17 protein-coding genes are annotated in these 19,214 nt (G+C 63.3%); 13 read left to right on the top strand and 4 right to left on the bottom strand.

The window, feature by feature from the left end:
- The first annotated feature begins 9 nt into the window (after nucleotides 1-9).
- Nucleotides 10-510 carry a MarR family winged helix-turn-helix transcriptional regulator gene (locus tag B0G73_RS15125; protein WP_106282038.1) on the top strand — a complete coding sequence of 167 codons (501 nt, stop codon included), beginning with the start codon at nucleotides 10-12 and terminating at the stop codon, nucleotides 508-510.
- Between the two features lie 119 nt (nucleotides 511-629).
- Here the strand turns inward: B0G73_RS15125 and B0G73_RS15120 are convergent, their stop codons facing one another.
- Nucleotides 630-1,907: an amino acid deaminase gene (locus B0G73_RS15120; RefSeq protein WP_106282036.1), complete on the bottom strand. Its 1,278-nt coding sequence runs from the start codon at nucleotides 1,905-1,907 to the stop codon at nucleotides 630-632.
- A gap of 146 nt (nucleotides 1,908-2,053) precedes the next feature.
- On the opposite strand from B0G73_RS15120, the gene B0G73_RS15115 reads away from it, so the two are divergent.
- The 3 genes from B0G73_RS15115 to B0G73_RS15105 all read left to right on the top strand — a co-directional run bounded on the left by B0G73_RS15115 (nucleotide 2,054) and on the right by B0G73_RS15105 (nucleotide 4,890).
- The gene (locus B0G73_RS15115; protein ID WP_106282034.1) at nucleotides 2,054-2,944 is read left to right on the top strand and encodes a MurR/RpiR family transcriptional regulator; all 891 of its coding nucleotides are present in this window, start codon (nucleotides 2,054-2,056) and stop codon (nucleotides 2,942-2,944) included.
- 3 nt (nucleotides 2,945-2,947) lie between these two features.
- Nucleotides 2,948-4,429, top strand: coding sequence for an amidohydrolase family protein (locus tag B0G73_RS15110; protein ID WP_106282032.1), 1,482 nt, complete (start codon nucleotides 2,948-2,950; stop codon nucleotides 4,427-4,429).
- A gap of 74 nt (nucleotides 4,430-4,503) precedes the next feature.
- The gene (locus tag B0G73_RS15105; protein WP_106282030.1) at nucleotides 4,504-4,890 is read left to right on the top strand and encodes a RidA family protein; all 387 of its coding nucleotides are present in this window, start codon (nucleotides 4,504-4,506) and stop codon (nucleotides 4,888-4,890) included.
- A 48-nt stretch (nucleotides 4,891-4,938) separates the two neighbouring features.
- On the opposite strand, the gene queF is transcribed toward B0G73_RS15105, so the two are convergent.
- Genes queF through ilvA form a run of 3 tightly spaced genes read right to left on the bottom strand, consistent with a single transcriptional unit; the run spans nucleotide 4,939 to nucleotide 8,209 of the window.
- Nucleotides 4,939-5,763: an NADPH-dependent 7-cyano-7-deazaguanine reductase QueF gene (gene queF / locus B0G73_RS15100; RefSeq protein WP_106282028.1), complete on the bottom strand. Its 825-nt coding sequence runs from the start codon at nucleotides 5,761-5,763 to the stop codon at nucleotides 4,939-4,941.
- Nucleotides 5,760-6,662: a 5'-nucleotidase gene (locus tag B0G73_RS15095; protein WP_106282026.1), complete on the bottom strand. Its 903-nt coding sequence runs from the start codon at nucleotides 6,660-6,662 to the stop codon at nucleotides 5,760-5,762. The genes queF and B0G73_RS15095 overlap by 4 nt, the downstream gene beginning before the upstream one ends.
- A 23-nt stretch (nucleotides 6,663-6,685) precedes the next feature.
- Nucleotides 6,686-8,209, bottom strand: a complete 1,524-nt coding sequence (gene ilvA, locus B0G73_RS15090) for a threonine ammonia-lyase, biosynthetic (RefSeq protein ID WP_106282024.1) — start codon at nucleotides 8,207-8,209, stop codon at nucleotides 6,686-6,688.
- 504 nt (nucleotides 8,210-8,713) lie between these two features.
- On the opposite strand from ilvA, the gene B0G73_RS15080 reads away from it, so the two are divergent.
- The 9 genes from B0G73_RS15080 (at nucleotide 8,714) to B0G73_RS15040 (ending at nucleotide 19,202) form a co-directional block, all read left to right on the top strand.
- Nucleotides 8,714-12,808: an FAD/FMN-binding oxidoreductase gene (locus B0G73_RS15080; RefSeq protein ID WP_106282023.1), complete on the top strand. Its 4,095-nt coding sequence runs from the start codon at nucleotides 8,714-8,716 to the stop codon at nucleotides 12,806-12,808.
- Between the two features lie 34 nt (nucleotides 12,809-12,842).
- Entirely contained in the window at nucleotides 12,843-13,271 is a 429-nt protein-coding gene (locus tag B0G73_RS15075) for an HIT family protein (RefSeq protein ID WP_106282021.1), read from the top strand.
- Nucleotides 13,272-13,356: 85 nt separating this feature from the next.
- Nucleotides 13,357-13,770: a gamma-butyrobetaine hydroxylase-like domain-containing protein gene (locus B0G73_RS15070; RefSeq protein ID WP_106282019.1), complete on the top strand. Its 414-nt coding sequence runs from the start codon at nucleotides 13,357-13,359 to the stop codon at nucleotides 13,768-13,770.
- Nucleotides 13,771-13,837: 67 nt separating this feature from the next.
- Nucleotides 13,838-14,569, top strand: a complete 732-nt coding sequence (gene ubiE / locus B0G73_RS15065; RefSeq protein WP_012431711.1) for a bifunctional demethylmenaquinone methyltransferase/2-methoxy-6-polyprenyl-1,4-benzoquinol methylase UbiE — start codon at nucleotides 13,838-13,840, stop codon at nucleotides 14,567-14,569.
- Between the two features lie 38 nt (nucleotides 14,570-14,607).
- On the top strand, nucleotides 14,608-15,600 hold the full coding sequence (locus B0G73_RS15060; protein WP_106282018.1) for a Tim44 domain-containing protein: 993 nt from the start codon (nucleotides 14,608-14,610) through the stop codon (nucleotides 15,598-15,600).
- A gap of 156 nt (nucleotides 15,601-15,756) precedes the next feature.
- Nucleotides 15,757-16,401 carry an SCP2 domain-containing protein gene (locus B0G73_RS15055; RefSeq protein ID WP_106282016.1) on the top strand — a complete coding sequence of 215 codons (645 nt, stop codon included), beginning with the start codon at nucleotides 15,757-15,759 and terminating at the stop codon, nucleotides 16,399-16,401.
- 15 nt (nucleotides 16,402-16,416) lie between these two features.
- Entirely contained in the window at nucleotides 16,417-17,994 is a 1,578-nt protein-coding gene (gene ubiB / locus B0G73_RS15050) for a ubiquinone biosynthesis regulatory protein kinase UbiB (protein ID WP_106282015.1), read from the top strand.
- Between the two features lie 24 nt (nucleotides 17,995-18,018).
- Nucleotides 18,019-18,642 (top strand): methyltransferase domain-containing protein, encoded by a 624-nt coding sequence (locus B0G73_RS15045; RefSeq protein WP_106282013.1) that lies wholly within the window; start codon nucleotides 18,019-18,021, stop codon nucleotides 18,640-18,642.
- 182 nt (nucleotides 18,643-18,824) lie between these two features.
- The gene (locus B0G73_RS15040) at nucleotides 18,825-19,202 is read left to right on the top strand and encodes an FmdB family zinc ribbon protein (RefSeq protein WP_106282011.1); all 378 of its coding nucleotides are present in this window, start codon (nucleotides 18,825-18,827) and stop codon (nucleotides 19,200-19,202) included.
- The last annotated feature ends 12 nt before the right edge of the window (nucleotides 19,203-19,214 follow it).

The raw sequence follows: 19,214 nt of genomic DNA, 5'->3' as shown, positions 1-19,214 counted from the left end.
TGATAGATCATGGAAGAACAGGACCGCGTCGCCGTCATGCAGCAATTCGGCCGCACATATCGGGCGTTCATGTCGGCTTTCGAGGCGCATGTCGGCCATCCGTTGCCGCGCTGGCGCATTCTGCTCGCGCTGCACGAGCAGGCCGGCGAGTCGTCGCAGAAGCGGCTGGTGGAGCGCTTGCGCGTCGATCCGGGCGCGTTGACACGGCAGTTGAAAACGCTGGAAGGTTTGGGCTGGATTGCTCGCAGCATGGATGCGCGCGATAACCGCGTGACCAACGTGCGGTTGACGGAGGCGGGACATTCTGCGACCGAAGCCAGCTTGCCGCGTCGCAACGCGTTTCTGCACGACACGATCGCCGTGCTGCCGGACGAGGCGCTGAACGCGCTGTCCGGTGCGTTGAAGATGCTCGAGGCAAGAATCGGCGAAGTGGCGGCTGCCGCTGGCGCAGCCGAGGCTGCCGCGCAAACCCGCCCGACAGCGGACGATGAAGCGCCGCGCCAGGCCTGATTTGCTGGACGCGGCTGAACCCGGTCAGTGCGGCGGCGCGAGGCGAACAAAATCACGCGTTCCGCAACACGACGAAAGGCGCGCCTCGCTTCCCGAAAAAGCGCCCTTCGTGAAGCCAATCAGAAAAACGTTTCGATCACTTCCTTCACGCGATACGCCGGATCGACCACCAGCACCTGACGCCACTTGTCGAACGTCAGACACGGGTGCGAGATGTCGAACGCGATCATGTCGCCCACTTTCAGGTCAGCGCGTGCCGGAATCCGCAGATACGCATGCTGATCCATCAAGCCGAAAATCTCCCAGCCTTCGCTCGCCGCGATATCGCGTGGCGCTTCGTTGCCCGGACGATAGTGGCGCGCTGGTTCCGGCATGCCCGCATCGAATGCGGAATCGCGCTTGCCGAGACCGATGATCGCGCGATCCGGCTCAGGAATCGACTGCACATACGCCCACAGTTGCAGCGCCGGCAGCAGCCCTTCGCCCATTTTCTTCGCGACCGGATTACGCGCGAAGATTTCCGTCTGCGCCTTGCGATAAATGCCGACGTCGTGCGTCAGATAACAACCTGGACGCAGCACGACCTCGACCTTGCCGGTCTCCGAGGCCTTCACGAATTCTTCCGCGACCACGTCGTACCAGGCCGAACCTGCGCCTGACAACACGGCCGGCGTACGCGCAAACCGGCCCTGCTCGACGAGTTCGCGCGTAACCGCGACCGCGCTTTGCAGGAACTCGCGCACTTCGTGTTCTTCCTTGAGTACGCCTTCATACAACTCGACGCCGGCGAGCTTCAGCGTGTCCGGATAGCGTGCAATCGCCTCCAGCACCGCATTGCGCTGCGCCACGTCGCGCACGCCCGTGCGGCCGCCCGACACGCCGAGTTCGAGCAGCACCTGCAACTGCTTGTTCACCGACTTGAAAAACTCACCCAACTGTTCGACGCCTTCCACTGAATCGACGAGGCAGAAGAATTCGAAATCCGGATCGCTCAGCAACTCTGCGACCATCATCATGTTGTGACGGCCGACGAGCTGGTTGGCCATGAGAACACGCGACACGCCGCCGTGATAAGCCGCCCGCACCTGATGCGCGGTGGCGAGCGTGATGCCCCACGCGCCGTTTTCGAGCTGACGGCGGAATAGCTGCGGCGCCATGGTCGTCTTGCCGTGCGGCGCGAGCTTGACGCCGTATTCCGCGACGAATGCCTGCATCCACTTGAGGTTGTGTTCCACGCGGTCCGCGTACAGCACGGCGGCCGGCAGGCTCACGTCTTCGTTCAGCAGGTTCCACTCGAGGCGCGTGGCATCCGTGAGTTGAATGCTGGTGCCCGGAACCATGCCCAAGCCCTTGCTATAAGGATCAATCGTTGCGCCCTGATAGTTTGTAACTTTCATGTCTCCTTGCTCCATCGTCCAGTTAAATTGAATCAAAGTTGACTTTACCATGTTACCGAAAGTACGATGGATGGAGAAATGTTATTTAGTACCACGGTTCGCCGCGGGCGCGTTATAGGCCTTCGCGCGGCCTCCCACAGTCCGCAATGAATCTAACCGCCGAACCGCTGGCTTTCGACATCGTCGCGCGCATTGCCGAATGCGCGCCGGAGCTGCGCTCGGCCGAACGCAAGGTCGCCGCGCTGATTCTCGACGACCTGACGGGCGCCTCGCGCGCGAGCATCGGCGCGCTCGCGCAGCGGGCGGAAGTGAGCGTCGCGACCGTGACGCGTTTTGCCAAAGCCGTGGGTTGCCGCGATGTCCGCGAACTCAAACTGCGGCTTGCGCAGGCGGCCGCCGTCGGTCAGCGCTTCCTGCAGCCCGGCGGCCCGAGCGACGCGCCCGAGCCGATCGCGACTCGCGTGTTCGACGAATTGCAGACCGCGCTGGCGCATAACCATCAATTGCTCCGCCAGGCGCCGCTCGGCGACGCGGCGGCCGCACTGCGCGGCGCGCGCATGATCTACGTGTTCGGCATGGGCGGCGGCTCGACCGCGCTCGCCGACGAGATGCGCTTCCGGCTCGTGCGCCTCGGCCGGCCTGTCGCGACCTATCAGGACGGCTTGCTGCAACGCATGGTTGCCAGCACCGTGTCGCGCGAATGCGTGGTGATCGCGTTGTCTACTACCGGGCGCGTGCCCGAGATGGTCGAGAACTGCAAGATCGCGCGCAGTTATGGCGCGACGGTGATCGCGCTGACCGCGCCGGCTTCGCCGCTCGCGCGCCTGGCCGATTGGGTGATCCCGATCGTAGCCTTTGAGACCGATTTCATTTACAAGCCGTCGTCGTCGCGTTACGCGATGATGATGGCGCTCGATGTGCTCGTCACCGAACTTGCCGTCAGTCAGGGTGACGAGAGCCGCGAATTGCTGCGCCGCATGAAGCACGCACTCGACACGCACCGCGGCGGCGGCGATCGACAACCGTTAGGAGACTGATCCATGCACTCGCATCCCGAAGCCGCCGATACGCTGATCGTCGGCGCGCAACTGTATGACGGCACGGGCGCGCCGCCTGTCGAACGCGATGTCGCGGTTCGCGACGGCCGCATCGTCGCGATCGGCAACCTGTCGAACTGGCTCGCCGAAGAAGTGATCGAGGCTGAAGGCCGCGCGCTGGCGCCGGGTTTCATCGACGTTCACACGCACGACGACACGCACGTGATCCGCTCGCCGCAAATGTTGCCGAAGATCACGCAAGGCGTGACGACGGTGATCGTCGGCAATTGCGGCATCAGCGCGTCGCCGGTTGCGCTGAAGGGCGATCCGCCCGATCCGATGAACCTGCTCGGCGAGCGCGACGCATTCCAGTATCCGACCTTCGCCGCCTATGTCGAAGCGGTGAACGCGGCGCGGCCCGCGGTGAATGTCGGCGCGCTGATTGGGCATACCGCGTTGCGCAGCAACCAGATGGACCGGCTCGACCGCGCGGCGACGCCGCAGGAAATCGACGGCATGCGCGCGCAGCTTGAAGAAGCTCTAAGCAACGGTGCGCTGGGTCTGAGTTCCGGGCTCGCCTACGGCTCGGCGTTCTCAGCGCCGACCGAAGAAGTGATGGCATTGGCCGAACCGCTCGCCGCAGCCGGCGCGTTGTACACCACGCACATGCGCACCGAATTCGACGCGATTCTCGATGCCATGGACGAGGCGTATCGCGTGGGCCGTCACGCACACGTGCCGGTGGTGATTTCGCATCTGAAGTGCGCGGGTCCGTCGAACTGGGGACGCAGCGAAGAAGTGCTGAAGTCGCTCGAAGGCGCGAGCCGCCTGCAGCCGATCGGTTGCGATTGCTATCCGTACAACCGCAGTTCGTCGACGCTCGATGTGAAGCAGATCACGGGCGATATCGACATCACGGTCACGTGGTCCGAGCCGCATCCGGAGATGGCGGGCAAGCTCGTGAAAGAGATTGCGGCGGAGTGGGGCGTCTCGCAGCAGGAAGCGGGCAAGCGCTTGCAACCGGCGGGCGCGGTGTATCACAACATGTCGGAAGACGACGTGCGGCGCATCCTCTCGCATCCCGCGACCATGGTCGGCTCGGATGGCTTGCCGAATGATCCGCTGCCGCATCCGCGCTTGTGGGGCGCATTTCCGCGCGTGCTCGGCCACTACGCGCGCGATGCGGGCTTGCTGCCGCTCGAAGAGGCGGTGCGCAAGATGACCAGTTTGTCGGCGCGTCGCTATGGACTCACGCAGCGTGGCGAGGTGCATATCGGTTACCACGCCGATCTGGTTTTATTCGACCCGGCCAAGGTGCGCGACGTGGCGACGTTCGAGAACCCGCAACAGGCCGCCGACGGCATCGACGCGGTGTGGGTGAACGGCGTGTTGACGTATCGCAATGGCGAAGTGACGGGTGAGCGCGCCGGCCATTTCGTGGCGCGCGGCGCGGCGTCGAAGGGCGACGCGCACGGCGCGTTCTGATTGTTTAACCGATTGATTACGGCGCGCGCGGCGCTTCTGCCGAACGCGTGCCGGACTTTTTAAGGAGTGTAGTGATGAAGCGATATGGTGTTGAAGGCGGCAAGGGAACGGGCGGTCAGCATATGCCGTTTGCACGCGCAGTCGAAGCGGACGGCTGGCTGTTCGTGTCCGGACAGACGCCGATGGAAAACGGCGAAGTGATCAACGGCGGCATCGTCGAGCAGTCGCACAAGGCGATTCAGAACGTGTTCGCGATTCTGAAGGAAGCCGGCTACGGCGCGGAAGATGTGGTCCGCTGCGGCGTGTGGCTGGATGATCCGCGTGACTTCGCGTCGTTCAACAAGGTGTTCCGCGAGTACTTCGGCGACAATCCGCCGGCACGTGCATGTGTCGTTTCTTCGATGGTGATCGATTGCCGCGTCGAAGTGGATTGCGTGGCTTATAAGAAGCCCACCGCCTAAGCGCTTCGTTGTTGTCGTTCGCCGCGAATGCGGCGAACGCTCTACTCGTTACTGCCGCGCCAGACGCATATTGTCCGGCATCGGCAAATTGTAGTTCGTGCGGAACGGATTGATATCCAACCCGCCGCGCCGCGTATAACGCGCATACACCGCGAGCTTCACCGGCTTGCAAGCCTTCAGCACATCGAGAAAAATTTTCTCGACGCACTGCTCGTGAAACCCCGTGTGATTCCGGTACGAGATGATGTAGCGCAGCAGGCCCGCGTGATCGATCTGCGGACCCACGTAATGAATCTGCACGCTGCCCCAGTCGGGCTGCCCCGTCACCGGACAATTCGATTTCAGCAAGTTGGAGAACACTGTTTCTTCGACCGGCGCTTCATCCAGCGCCGCCTTCAACAACGACGCATCCGGCTGATAAATGTCCGTATCCAGATCCAGCCGATCCAGCGACATGCCTTCGAATTCTTCCATCTTCAACTTGCCGAAGTCATGCGGCACAGTCAGTTGAACCGAAACCGTCGCGCCGCACGATGCGGACACATCACGCTTGATCGTGTCGCGCACCGCGTCCATCGATTCGAACGCGGTCTGCGCGAACGAGCCGAGATACAGCTTGAACGACTTCGATTCGGCGATATTCGGCGAATCCGCCGGCACAAAAAACGTCGCCACGGCGATCTGCGGCTTGCCGCGCGCATTCAGCCACGACAACTCGTACGCATTCCAGATATCCGTGCCGAAAAACGGCAACTGCGCGCCGATGCCGATCGCCTCGCGCGCATTTTTTCGCGCGATCGGAAACAGCAGCGACGCGTCGTATTGTTCGGTGTAAGTGGAGGCCTTACCCAGCGGTGATTGTTCGGGTGTCATGATGCGTTCACAATGCCACTCAGCACGTGCCCCGTCGCCGTCACGACGCGGGCCGATTCGCAGTGGCTAATTTGGTCGTCGAAGAAAAAGTCCGGCTCGAACTCGCGCAGAAATGCGCTCTTGTCGAGGCCGCCGAGGAACATCGCTTCGTCGATTCCGATGTTCCACGCCATCAAGGTGCGGATCGCGCGCTCATGCGCGGGCGCCGAACGCGCCGTGACCAATGCCGTACGAATATGCATCGGTGCGGCTTCGTCCGCGAGTTTTTGCAGCCGGTGCAGCGCTTCGAGCAACGGCTTCAACGGACCGTCCGCGAGCGGCAGATCCTTGTTGTGAGTCTCGTGGCCGACAAAGGCGCGCAGGCCGTCCTTCTGGAACACGCGCTCGGCTTCGTCGGAAAACAGCACGGCGTCGCCGTCGAAGGCGATGCGGATTTCGTCCGGATACTTGCTCGCCATTTTCGCCGATTCGGGCAACACGCGCGCGGCGGGAAATCCGGCGGCGAGCGCGTCGCGCACGTCCTGCTGGTTCGCGGACAGAAACAGCGACGCGTTCAGCGGCTTCAGGTAGCCGAACGGCGCGCGTCCGCGCGTGAAAACCCCGCGCTCGATGGCGAGCCCATGTTCCCGGCACGAATGGAACGCGCGCAGTCCGCTGATCGGATCGCTGCGCGAGAGGATCACCACTTCGACGCGATGGCCGCCGGTGTTCAAGGCCAGCAGCTTGCGGATCAACGGAAACGCCACGCCCGGTTTGGCGGGCACGGTCAGGCTGTCGCGCTGCAATGCTTCATAGGTCTGCAGATCGCCTTCCTCGTACACGCGGTTCTCTTCCTCGAAGTCGAACAGCGCGCGCGAAGAGATTGCCACCACCAGTTTGTCGACGAGCGAGAGAGCCATCTGCGTGTTTCAGTCCTAAGTAATCAAGCTAGGAATAAGCGATATACCGGGTTCCGCGTCTCTTCCCAGTTCGGATAACCGAGCGTGGCGAGGAACTGGTTGAACACCGCGTTCTCGCTGTCCGGCACCTGGATGCCGACCAGAATCGAGCTGTAGTCCGCGCCCTGGTTACGGTAGTGGAACAGGCTGATATTCCAGTTCGGCGCCATCGACGAAAGGAATTTCATCAGCGCGCCCGGCCGCTCGGGGAACTCGAAACGGAACAGGCGTTCGTCGTGTGCCAGAGGCGAGCGCCCACCGACCATGTAGCGGATGTGCTGCTTGGACAGTTCATCGAACGTCAGATCGACGGTGGCGAAGCCGTGCGCCTCAAACGCGCCCGCGATCTGCGCCGACTCGCTTCGATTCCTGATCTGCACGCCCACGAAGATATGGGCGGAGTTCGCATCCGCAATCCGGTAGTTGAATTCGGTGACGCTGCGTGTGCCGACCAGTTCGCAGAAGCGGCGGAAACTGCCGCGCTCTTCGGGAATGGTCACGGCGAACACCGCTTCGCGCGCTTCGCCAACTTCGGCGCGCTCGGCCACGAAGCGCATGCGGTCGAAGTTCATGTTCGCCCCCGACGTGATCGCGATCAGCGTCTGGTTCTCGATGCCTTCGCGCTCCGCATACTGCTTCGCGCCGGCCACGGCCAGCGAGCCCGCGGGTTCGAGCACGCTGCGGGTGTCCTGGAAGACGTCCTTGATCGCGGCGCATAGCGCGTCGGTATTCACGAGCAGCACGTCGTCGAGATATTCGCTGCACAGGCGGAAGGTTTCTTCGCCGACCAGTTTTACCGCCGTGCCGTCCGAGAACAGACCGACTTCGTTCAGCGTGACACGCTCACCGGCCTTCAGAGACGCGGCCATCGCGCACGAATCATCGGTCTGCACACCGATCACCTTGATCTCCGGGCGCACCGATTTGACGTACGCGGCGACGCCCGCCGCCAGTCCACCGCCGCCGATCGGCACAAAAATCGCGTGAATCGGCCCCTGGTGCTGGCTGAGAATCTCCATCGCGACGGTGCCCTGTCCGGCGATCACATACGGATCGTCGAACGGATGCACGAAGGTCAGGCCGCGTTCTTCCTGCAGCTTGACTGCGTGCTCATACGCGTCGCTATACGACTCGCCGAACTGCACCACTTCGACGGTCGGGCCGCCGTGCGCGCGCACCGCGTCGACCTTCACTTGCGGCGTGGTGACCGGCACCACGATGATCGCCTTCACGCCCATGCGCGCCGCCGACAACGCCACGCCCTGCGCATGATTGCCCGCCGACGCCGTAATCACCCCGCGCTCCAGCGCTTCAGAAGGAATATGCGCCATCTTGTTGTACGCGCCGCGCACCTTGAACGAGAACACCGGCTGGTTGTCCTCGCGCTTCAGATAGACCGGATTGCGCAGACGCGCCGACAGATTCGGCGCGCGTTCGAGTTCGGTCTCGCGGGCCACGTCGTAGACACGCGCGGTCAGGGTTTTTTTCAGGTAGTCGTGGGAAGCCATGCGGGTGGCGCGGAGCGCTTGGTGAGACGGGAAAGGGTCAATGATAGCGCCAACGGTGTAGGCTCAGGCTCTCGGCATATGCACTGAAGCAGGGTCGCACAGCGCCGCCCGACCGTTCGGTTGGTCATTCCGGCGTGGCGCCGCCGCCGTACGATTTGCCATGAAAGTGCGCAAACCCCCGCCGCTGTTCCGACTTCAGCCGTCAACGCGTGGCGGAATGATGCGGTAGAATTCCATTTTGGAATAAGGATCGGAAGATGCACTGGCAGCCTCGGATCGCCCACTTGATGCCCGCCCCGCGTGAGTGTTGCCCCGCGGCGGAGCGTCACGTCCGCCACGCACGATCGTGTAGTTATATCTGAGCGCCGCGAAGCGACCGGTGTGGGTTTGGCCGTCGGTCGAGCTTCGCTCCCCTAGAAGATTTCCAGCATTGCGCGCCACGCGCACCGTCAGCCGACGCCTCATCGATGAGCGCGCCGGGCTGGCCTACCGAGTCGTCCGAACATGAACGCACCTCAAGTTTTCGATCCGCACGGGGCCGCCGCAGCGGTGGCCGCCGATCCCGAAGCGCGTCTGCGCGAAATTCCCTACAACTACACGTCGTTTTCCGATCGCGAAATCGTCATCCGCCTGCTCGGCGACGAAGCCTGGGCGGTGCTTGCCGAATTGCGCGCGGAACGCCGCACCGGCCGCTCGGCGCGGATGCTGTACGAAGTGCTCGGCGACATCTGGGTGGTGCGCCGCAATCCTTACCTGCAAGACGACCTGCTCGACAACCCGAAGCGCCGCGCGATGCTGATCGAGGCCTTGCATCACCGTTTGAGCGAGATCGAGAAGCGCCGTCGCGCCGATCTGACCGAGCACGGCGACGAAGCGGGCGTGGACCGCGCCGCGCGCGTCGAAACGCTGGTGCAGGCCGCGCGCCGCGCCGTCGACGAATTCGCCAGCGAATTCCAGAAGACCTACGATCTGCGCAAGCGCGCGACCAAGGTGCTGGGCAAGGTCACGGAAAAGGACAACATCAAGTTCGACGGTTTGTCGCGCGTCTCGCACGTGACTGACGCGACCGACTGGCGTGTGGAATACCCGTTCGTCGTGCTGACGCCGGATACCGAAGCCGAAATCGCCGGCATGATCAAGGCGTGTTTCGAGCTCGGTCTGACCGTGATTCCGCGCGGAGGCGGCACGGGCTACACCGGCGGCGCGGTGCCGCTCACGCCGTTCTCGGCCGTCATCAACACTGAAAAGCTCGAACAGCTCGGCGCGGTGGAAATGACCGAACTGCCGGGCGTCGACCGTAAAGTCGCGACGATTTTCTCCGGCGCGGGCGTGGTCACGCGCCGCGTGACCGAAGCGGCCGAGCAGGCCGGCTTCGTGTTCGCCGTCGATCCGACCTCGCTGGATGCATCCTGCGTGGGCGGCAACGTCGCGATGAATGCGGGCGGCAAGAAGGCGGTGTTGTGGGGCACGGCGCTCGACAACCTCGCCTGGTGGCGCATGGTCGACCCGGAAGGGAACTGGCTCGAAGTCACGCGCCTCGACCACAACATGGGCAAGATTCACGACATCGAAGTCGCGCGTTTCGAGCTCAAATGGTTCGACGGCAACTACGCGCCAGGCGAAAAGCTGCTGCGCACGGAAGCGCTCGACATCAAGGGCCGCGTGTTCCGTAAGGAAGGTCTCGGCAAGGACGTCACGGATAAATTCCTCGCCGGTCTGCCGGGCGTGCAGAAAGAAGGCTGCGACGGGCTCATCACGTCCGCGCGCTGGGTGCTGCACAAGATGCCGGCGCACACGCGCACCGTCTGCCTCGAATTCTTCGGCCAGGCGCGCGACGCGATTCCGAGCATCGTCGAAATCAAGGATTACCTGTTCGAGACCTCGAAGCAGGGCGGCGCGATCCTCGCCGGCCTCGAGCATCTGGACGAGCGCTATCTGCGCGCGGTCGGCTATGCGACCAAGAGCAAGCGCAACGCGTTTCCGAAAATGGTGCTGATCGGCGACATCGTGGGCGATGACGCGGACGCGGTCGCGCAAGCTACGTCGGAAGTGGTGCGCATGGCCAACGGCAAGAGCGGCGAAGGCTTCGTCGCGGTCAATGCCGAGGCGCGCAAGCGTTTCTGGCTCGACCGCAGCCGCACGGCGGCGATCGCGAAGCACACCAACGCCTTCAAGATCAACGAAGATGTGGTGATTCCGCTCGACCGCATGGGCGAGTACACGGACGGCATCGAGCGGATCAACATCGAGCTGTCGATCAAGAACAAGCTGCAGTTGGTCGACGCGCTCGAAGCGTTCTTCAAGGCCGGCAAGCTGCCGCTCGGCAAGAGCGACGACGCTAACGAAATTCCGAGCGCCGAACTGCTCGAAGACCGCGTGCAGCAGGCACTCGATCTGCTCAAGCGTGTGCGCACGCGCTGGGAATTCCTGCGCGACAAGCTCGATCTGTCCTTGCGTGAAGCGCAGCACTATCTGGTCGGTCTCGGCTACGAAGCCATGGCGGAAAAATTCGCCGACCGCGTGGACGCACAGCCCGACGCCAACGTATTTCACGTCACGCAGGACCGCACGATCCGCGTGTCGTGGAAGCAGGAAATCCGCGCCGAACTGCGGCAGATTTTCAACGGCGGCGAGTTCAAGCCGATCCTCGACGAAGCCCAGGCGATCCACAAGCAGGTGCTGCGTGGCCGCGTGTTCGTCGCGCTGCACATGCACGCCGGCGACGGCAACGTGCACACGAATCTGCCGGTCAACTCCGACAACTACGAGATGCTGCAGGACGCCCACACGGCGGTCGCGCGCATCATGAAGCTGGCGCGTTCGCTCGACGGCGTGATTTCCGGCGAGCACGGCATCGGCATCACCAAGCTCGAATTCCTGACCGAAGACGAGATCAGCGAATTCCGCCAGTACAAGCAGCGCGTCGATCCGCATGGCCGCTTCAACGCGGGCAAGCTGCTCGAAGGCGCCGATCTGCGCAATGCCTACACGCCGTCTTTCGGCCTGATGGGCTATGAATCGCTGATCATGCAGCAGTCGGACATCGGCGCGATTTCTGAGTCGATCAAGGACTGCTTGCGCTGCGGCAAGTGCAAGCCGGTGTGCGCGACCCACGTGCCGCGCGCCAACCTGCTGTACAGCCCGCGCAACAAGATTCTCGCCACCTCGCTGCTGGTCGAGGCGTTCCTGTACGAGGAACAGACCCGCCGCGGCGTATCGATCAAGCACTGGGACGAGTTCAACGACGTCGCGGATCACTGCACCGTCTGTCACAAATGCGTGACGCCGTGCCCGGTCAAGATCGACTTCGGCGACGTGACCATGAACATGCGCAACCTGCTGCGCAAGATGGGTAAGAAGAAGTTCAATCCGGGCAACGCGGCCGGCATGTTCTTCCTCAACGCGACCAATCCGCAGACCATCAACCTCGCGCGCACCGCGATGATGGGCATCGGCTACAAGGCGCAGCGCCTCGGCAACGACGTGCTGAAGAAGTTCGCGAAGAAGCAGACGGCGCACCCGCCGGCAACCGTCGGCAAGCCGCCGGTCACGCAGCAGGTGATCCACTTCATGAACAAGAAGATGCCGGGCAACTTGCCGAAGAAGACCGCGCGCGCGTTGCTCGATATCGAGGACAACAAGATCGTCCCGATCATCCGCAATCCGAAGACGACCACCGCCGACACGGAAGCGGTGTTCTACTTCCCGGGCTGCGGTTCCGAGCGGCTGTTCTCGCAGGTCGGTCTCGCCACGCAAGCCATGCTGTGGGAAGCGGGCGTGCAAACCGTGCTGCCGCCGGGCTACCTGTGCTGCGGCTATCCGCAACGCGGTTCGGGCCAGTACGACAAGGCCGAGCAGATCGTCACGGATAACCGCGTGCTGTTCCACCGCGTCGCCAACACGCTCAACTACCTCGATATCAAGACCGTGGTGGTGTCGTGCGGCACGTGCTACGACCAGCTTGCCGGCTACGAATTCGAGAAGATCTTCCCGGGCTGCCGGATCATCGACATTCACGAGTTTCTGCTGGAGAAAGGCATGAAGCTCGACGGCGTGAACGGCGTGCGCTACATGTACCACGACCCGTGCCACACGCCGATCAAGACGATGGACCCGGTCAAGCTCGTCAATCAGTTGATGGGCTCGGAAAAGGACGGCTACAAGATCGAGAAGAACGACCGCTGCTGTGGTGAATCCGGCACGCTCGCGGTCACGCGTCCTGACATTTCGACACAGGTCCGCTTCCGCAAGGAAGAGGAGATTCGCAAGGGTGCGGCGAAGCTGCGCGGCATTCCTTTGGTGGCCGAAGCGGGCGCGAACGGGATCAATCCGGCCAATGCCTCGGCCGGCTCGGCGGGCGCGCCGGACGGCTCCGTGCTCAAGGCCGGTGACGGCCCGCAGCCGAAGGGCGCCACTGACGTGAAGATCCTCACGAGCTGCCCGTCCTGCCTGCAAGGTCTGTCGCGTTACAACGAAGACGCGGGCATCGAGGCGGACTACATCGTCGTCGAGATGGCACGTCACGTGCTCGGTGAAGACTGGATGGTCGACTACGTGCAGCGTGCGAACAATGGCGGAATCGAGCGCGTGCTGGTTTAATGGCACGACTGACGATTTTTGCCTGAGGCCGACGATGGAATGCGTTTTTTGCCGTGAAGATGGCGGCGATGTGCTGTGGCACGACGACACCTTGCGTGTCGTACTCGCCGATGAACACGATTACCCGGGCTTTTGCCGGGTCATCTGGAATGAGCATGTGGCCGAGTTTTCCGACCTTGACGGAGACGACCGCGATCGCGTGATGAAGGCCGTGTACGCGGTCGAGCGCGCGATCCGGCGCATCCTTCAGCCGGTCAAGGTGAACCTGGCGAGCCTTGGCAACCAGGTGCCGCACGTGCACTGGCATGTGATTCCGCGGTTTTCGAACGACGCTCATTTTCCGCTGCCCATCTGGGCGCCGCGCCAGCGCACGGTGTCCGAAGCCATGCTGTCGTCGCGCCGCGCGCAAGCCACCTTGCTGCGCGAAGCGGTGCGGCAGGAAATCGAACAGGCGCTGGCTTGAGTTCGAGCGCTCCCGAACCTGTCGCGTTCGCGCCGGGCCCGCGAAGGGCAGGAAGAATTGAGGCGGCGTTCTCTATGAGGTCAACATGAGTGGACTAACTCCCGATACGCCAGTGCCGACCGGCGTGGTCGTGCATTCCAAATCGCGTGTGCTCGAATTGCAGTACGCAAACGGCGAATCTTATCGACTGCCGTTCGAACTGCTGCGCGTGTATTCGCCGTCGGCGGAAGTGATGGGCCATGGGCCCGGCCAGGAAACGTTGCAGACCGGCAAGCGCGAAGTGACGATCACCATGATCGAAGGCGTCGGCAACTACGCGCTGCAGCCGACTTTCTCGGACGGACACGCCACCGGCATCTATTCGTGGGACCTGCTGTACGACATGGCCGTGCGCCAGGATGAACTCTGGCGCGACTATCTCGCCAAACTTCAGGCGGCCGGCGTCGACCGCGATACGCCGATGGTTCAGGCCGGCGCTGCGCACGGGCACTGTCACTGATACGATTCGCCCCGAACGCCGCACTGATGCGGCGCAACATTTCAGAATACGCGAAAGGACGAGCGCGATGAGCAAAACCCACTTCGGCTTTCAATCGGTCGACGAACAGGACAAGGCGCAGAAGGTGGCGGGCGTATTCCACTCGGTTGCCGCCAACTACGACCTGATGAACGACCTGATGTCGGGCGGGTTGCACCGCGCGTGGAAGATGTTCACGATCGCCCAGGCCAACGTGCGGCCGGGTTACAAGGTGCTCGACATTGCGGGCGGCACCGGCGATCTGTCGAAGGCGTTCGCAAAGCAGGCGGGCGACACCGGTGAGGTCTGGCATACCGACATCAATGAATCGATGCTGCGCGTGGGCCGCGACCGTCTGCTGGATAAGGGCGTGATCACGCCGGCGCTGCTTTGCGACGCTGAGAAAATCCCCTTTCCGGACAATTACTTCGACGTAGTGACGGTGGCATTCGGCTTGCGCAACATGACTCACAAGGACGTGGCGCTGGCGGAAATGCGGCGCGTGCTGAAACCGGCGGGGCGTCTGCTGGTGCTGGAATTTTCGAAGGTATGGGATCCGCTCAAGAAGGTCTACGACGTCTATTCTTTTAAGGTGTTGCCGTGGTTGGGCGAACGCTTTGCGAAAGATGCCGAGAGCTATCAATACCTCGCCGAATCGATCCGGATGCATCCGGACCAGGAAACTTTGAAAACAATGATGGAACAAGCGGGTCTCGACGGCGTCAAATATTACAATTTGTCAGCTGGCGTGGTAGCTTTACATGTGGGGACCAAATACTAGGGTTCCTAACCCATCGATTTTTAAAGGAAAGTACGAAAATGTCCGATTCAGGTGTGTTATCTCCCCGTAAGGTTGGGCGGTCGCTGGTGAGAAGAATCGGACTGATCGCGATGGTCGGTCTGATCATGGCCGGCTCCCTCGCTTCGCTCGATGCGGAAGCTCGCCGCATGGGCGGTGGCCGTAGCATTGGCCGTCAGTCGAACAGCGTGACGCAGCAGTCCGCGCCGTCGCAACCTTCCCAAAGCAATCAGGCCATGCAGCAGCGTGCGCAGCCCGCTCCGGCGCCCGCGCCGACTCCGGCCGCGCAGCCTAACCGGTCGCGCTGGCTCGGGCCGATCGCCGGTCTGGCGGCCGGTCTCGGCATCGCCGCGTTGCTGTCGCACTTTGGCTTGGGCGGCGCGTTCGCCGGCGCCATGGCCAATATCATCGTGATTGCGGTCATCGCCATGATCGGCATCTGGCTGATCCGCCGCTTCATGGGCCGCAAGCGTGACTCGGCGCAACCGGCTTACGCGGGCAATTCGCCGTCGCTGAATTCGGGCGGCACCGGCTATTCGCAGGAACCGCGTTATAGCGCGCCGCCGTCCGGCTCGTACCTCGAACCGCAAGGCAATCCGCTCACCACGCCGACCATCAACGCCGCGCCTGTGGTGCCGGCCGGCTTCGACTCGGAAGCCTTCCTGCGCAACGCCAAGGTCTACTTCGTGCGTCTGCAAGCCGCATGGGACGCCGGCAACATGGACGACATCCGCGAATTCACCACGCCGGAAATGTTCGCCGAGGTGAAGGTCGATCTGTCTTCGCGTGGCGCCGAGAGGAATCAGACGGACGTCGTTCAACTGAACGCCGAACTGCTGGGCGTGGAAGAGCGCGCGAACGAATACTTCGCCAGCGTGCGCTTCTCGGGCCTGATTCGCGAGGCACCGGGCGCGGCGGCGGAGCCGTTCGTCGAAGTCTGGAACCTGTCGAAGGCGAATCGCCCCGGCGAAGGCTGGCTGCTGGCCGGCATCCAGCAGGTCGCGCAGCACTGAAGCGGCGGTGCGACAGGGGCCGCGTGACGCAGCAGCGCCTTCTGGATTCGCACCGTACGTTGGCCGTTCGGCATAGCAGGCCGCGAAGCGAACGGACGTTACAATAGGAACCCGCGCGGGCACCTCGCTCGCGCGGGTTTTTTCTTGCCACTTTCAATGACCCTCGCCGCCAAGCCTTTCGCTGCTGCTGTCAACCATCTGCTCGCCCGCGAATCGTGGGCTCGTGAGCGCCTCGCTCCCTACGCGGGCAAGACCGCGAGACTGTCCTGTCCACCGGTCGTGCTGATGCTGCTGGTGCAACCGGACGGCTATCTGAGCGCGGTCGCGGCCACGGAGGCGCAGCAGTTCGACGTAACCATTTCGGTGTCGTCCGACGCGCTGCCCGCCTTCGTACAAGGCGGCCAGGCGGCAGTAATGAAGCATGTGAAGATCGAAGGCGACGCCGAATTCGCCACCGTGATCGCCAAGCTCGCCGAACATCTTCGCTGGGAGCCGGAAGAATATCTGGCCAGGTTCATCGGCGACGGTCCGGCGTGGCGCGTGGCCTCGGTGGTGCGCACGGTCGGCGAACACGTGCAGCGCACCGGGCGCAACCTGCTTGACACTGCCGCCGAATATCTGCTCGACGAGAATCCGCAACTGGTGCGCCGCGCCGCGCTGGAGGACTTCAACGTCGAACTGGCCCGCGCGCGCGACGCACTGGCGCGTGTGGAAAAACGCCTCGAGCGTCTTGAACAGAAGGTCGAAGCCCGCGGCGCTGATGCGCCGGGCGGCGCCGCCACGTCGCGCGGCACGCGCTAGTCACCGGGCACAACCATGCGTTTTCTGCGTTTCCTCAAGATTTTCTTTACGGTCATCCGCTTCGGTCTCGATGAGATGATGCTCAGCCGCGTCAACGACCGGCGCGTGCGTTTGCTGCTGCGTATCACCACGATCGGCCGCAAGTTCGACGCGCCGCCGGGCGTGCGTCTGCGGCTCGCGCTGGAAAGCCTCGGCCCGATCTTCGTCAAGTTCGGGCAAGTGTTGTCGACGCGGCGCGATCTGCTGCCGGTCGATATCGCCGACGAACTCGCCAAGCTGCAGGATCAGGTGCCTCCGTTTGAATCGGCGGTGGCGATCCGGCTGGTGGAGAACGCGCTCGGCGCACCGGTCGACGTACTGTTCGACGACTTCGAGCGGGTGCCGGTGGCGAGCGCCTCGATCGCGCAGGTGCACTTCGCCACGGTGAAGGCGGGGCAGCACGTCGGCAAGGCGGTGGCCGTGAAGGTGCTGCGCCCGAACATGCTGCCCGTGATCGATTCCGATCTCGCCCTGCTGCGCGACATCGCCGTGTGGGCTGAGCGGTTGTGGGCCGACGGCAAGCGTCTGAAGCCGCGCGAGGTGGTCGCCGAATTCGACAAATATCTGCACGACGAACTCGACCTGATGCGCGAGGCGGCCAACGGCAGCCAGTTGCGGCGCAACTTTGCCGGGCTCGATCTGCTGCTGGTGCCGGAAATGTACTGGGAGTTCTGCACGCCTACGGTGCTGGTCATGGAGCGCATGGTCGGCGTGCCGATCAGCCAGGTGGAGACGCTGCGCGCGGCCGGCGTGGACATTCCCAAGCTGGCGCGCGAAGGCGTCGAAATCTTCTTCACCCAGGTGTTCCGCGACGGTTTTTTCCATGCCGACATGCACCCGGGCAACATTCAGGTGAGTCTCGATCCGACGCACTTCGGCCGCTATATCGCGCTCGACTTCGGCATCATCGGCGCGCTGTCGGACTTCGATAAGAACTACCTCGCGCAGAACTTCCTCGCATTCTTCAAGCGCGATTACCATCGCGTCGCCACGCTGCATCTGGAGTCGGGCTGGGTGCCGCCGACTACCCGCGTCGAAGAACTCGAGAGTGCGATCCGCGCGGTCTGCGAGCCGTACTTCGATCGCGCGCTGAAGGATATTTCGCTCGGTCAGGTGCTGATGCGCCTGTTCTCGACCTCGCGCCGCTTCAATGTCGAGATTCAGCCGCAGCTGGTGCTGCTGCAAAAGACCATGCTGAACGTGGAAGGGCTCGGTCGCTCGCTCGATCCCGAACTGGATCTGTGGAAGACGGCCAAGCCTTACCTCGAACGCTGGATGAACGAACAGATCGGCCTGCGCGGCTGGTATGAGCGTCTGAAGATCGAGGCGCCGCAGTGGAGCAAGACGCTGCCGCAGTTGCCGCGCCTGATTCATCACGTGCTGGCCGAGCGCCACGACAACAAGCGCGGCGCGAACGACGACATGATTCGCCAGATTCTGCTCGAGCAGAAGCGCACCAACCGGCTGTTGCAAGGCTTGCTGCTGTTCGGTGTGGCGGTCGGCGTCGGGGCGGTGCTGACGCGGGTGTTTCTGGCGCTTGCTTACGGCGGTTGATTGCGATCCCCTGCGAGGTAATTGATGAGCGACCCGACCCAACCTTCCGCGCCTGAATTTGAGAGCCGCGATCCCAACTCGCCCGAGTTCTGGGATGAGCGTTTCGAGCGCGGTTTCATGCCGTGGGATCAGGCGGGCGTGCCGTCCGCGTTTGAGTCGTTCGCCGCGCGCCATGCCGGCGCCGCCGTGCTGATTCCAGGCTGCGGCAGCGCGTACGAAGCGGTCTGGTTGGCCGGGCACGGCTACCCGGTCCGGGCGATCGACTTTTCACCGGCTGCGGTTGCGGCGGCGCATGAGCAACTGGGCGCACAGCATGCGCATCTGGTGGAGCAGGCGGACTTCTTTACGTACAAGCCGCCTTTCGCACCCGCCTGGATTTACGAGCGCGCGTTTCTCTGCGCGCTGCCGCTCGCGCGCCGCATCGACTACGCACGAAGAATGGCTGAGCTGTTACCCGCTGGCGGCTTGCTCGCGGGGTTCTTTTTTATCGGCGCGACGCCGAAAGGGCCGCCGTTCGGCATCGAGCGCGCGGAACTCGACGCGCTGCTCACGCCGCACTTCGAGCTGATCGAAGACGAAGCCGTGCACGACTCGATTGCCGTCTTCGCGGGACGTGAGCGCTGGCTAACCTGGCGTCGCCGCGTTTGACCGCGCAGCTGTCGCGCTTGGCGGCGGCGCCCGCCGCACTTGATTCGACTACCGCCGCCCCCATTTAACGCACCGGCGCCTGCGTCGGGCGCTGGTCCCCAAAATCCGGGGGGAAGATATCGTTTGCGGCTATAATTCAAGGCTTTGCAAGCGTTTACCAGATTTCAGTAGGGAAAAAGATCATGCCGATCTACGCTTATCGTTGCGAGTCATGCGGCTTCGGGAAGGACGTGCTTCAGAAGATCAGCGACCCGCAGTTGACGCAGTGTCCCGAGTGCGGGAAAGACACATTTCGCAAGCAGGTCACCGCTGCCGGGTTCCAGTTGAAGGGCTCCGGCTGGTACGTGACCGATTTTCGCGGCGGCAATGGCGGCGCGAGCGCGCCGGCCAAGCCCGACGCCAACGGCGCCTCGAATGGCGCCTCCGGCGAGAACGCGAGCGCCAGTAACGGCGCTACGCAAACCGACGCGGCGCCGGCCGGCAACACGGCTGCGACGCCCTCCGCGCCTGCTGCCGCACCGGCCGCTTCGGCGAGTTCGAGCGGTTCCGGCAGCACCTAGTCGCACTGCCGC

This window comes from Paraburkholderia sp. BL25I1N1 (assembly GCF_003002025.1).
Classification (GTDB): Bacteria; Pseudomonadota; Gammaproteobacteria; order Burkholderiales; family Burkholderiaceae; genus Paraburkholderia.
The sequence above is the reverse complement of the archived record's forward strand: the minus strand, read 5'-3'. Positions and strand labels throughout refer to the sequence as shown.

What these genes read in the sequence shown, in the direction of transcription:
- B0G73_RS15125 (WP_106282038.1), top strand. Translation starts at nt 10, where the DNA reads ATGGAAGAACAGGACCGCGTCGCCGTCATGCAGCAATTCGGCCGCACA.
- B0G73_RS15120 (WP_106282036.1), bottom strand. Translation starts at nt 1,907, where the DNA reads ATGAAAGTTACAAACTATCAGGGCGCAACGATTGATCCTTATAGCAAG.
- B0G73_RS15115 (WP_106282034.1), top strand. Translation starts at nt 2,054, where the DNA reads ATGAATCTAACCGCCGAACCGCTGGCTTTCGACATCGTCGCGCGCATT.
- B0G73_RS15110 (WP_106282032.1), top strand. Translation starts at nt 2,948, where the DNA reads ATGCACTCGCATCCCGAAGCCGCCGATACGCTGATCGTCGGCGCGCAA.
- B0G73_RS15105 (WP_106282030.1), top strand. Translation starts at nt 4,504, where the DNA reads ATGAAGCGATATGGTGTTGAAGGCGGCAAGGGAACGGGCGGTCAGCAT.
- queF (WP_106282028.1), bottom strand. Translation starts at nt 5,763, where the DNA reads ATGACACCCGAACAATCACCGCTGGGTAAGGCCTCCACTTACACCGAA.
- B0G73_RS15095 (WP_106282026.1), bottom strand. Translation starts at nt 6,662, where the DNA reads ATGGCTCTCTCGCTCGTCGACAAACTGGTGGTGGCAATCTCTTCGCGC.
- ilvA (WP_106282024.1), bottom strand. Translation starts at nt 8,209, where the DNA reads ATGGCTTCCCACGACTACCTGAAAAAAACCCTGACCGCGCGTGTCTAC.
- B0G73_RS15080 (WP_106282023.1), top strand. Translation starts at nt 8,714, where the DNA reads ATGAACGCACCTCAAGTTTTCGATCCGCACGGGGCCGCCGCAGCGGTG.
- B0G73_RS15075 (WP_106282021.1), top strand. Translation starts at nt 12,843, where the DNA reads ATGGAATGCGTTTTTTGCCGTGAAGATGGCGGCGATGTGCTGTGGCAC.
- B0G73_RS15070 (WP_106282019.1), top strand. Translation starts at nt 13,357, where the DNA reads ATGAGTGGACTAACTCCCGATACGCCAGTGCCGACCGGCGTGGTCGTG.
- ubiE (WP_012431711.1), top strand. Translation starts at nt 13,838, where the DNA reads ATGAGCAAAACCCACTTCGGCTTTCAATCGGTCGACGAACAGGACAAG.
- B0G73_RS15060 (WP_106282018.1), top strand. Translation starts at nt 14,608, where the DNA reads ATGTCCGATTCAGGTGTGTTATCTCCCCGTAAGGTTGGGCGGTCGCTG.
- B0G73_RS15055 (WP_106282016.1), top strand. Translation starts at nt 15,757, where the DNA reads ATGACCCTCGCCGCCAAGCCTTTCGCTGCTGCTGTCAACCATCTGCTC.
- ubiB (WP_106282015.1), top strand. Translation starts at nt 16,417, where the DNA reads ATGCGTTTTCTGCGTTTCCTCAAGATTTTCTTTACGGTCATCCGCTTC.
- B0G73_RS15045 (WP_106282013.1), top strand. Translation starts at nt 18,019, where the DNA reads ATGAGCGACCCGACCCAACCTTCCGCGCCTGAATTTGAGAGCCGCGAT.
- B0G73_RS15040 (WP_106282011.1), top strand. Translation starts at nt 18,825, where the DNA reads ATGCCGATCTACGCTTATCGTTGCGAGTCATGCGGCTTCGGGAAGGAC.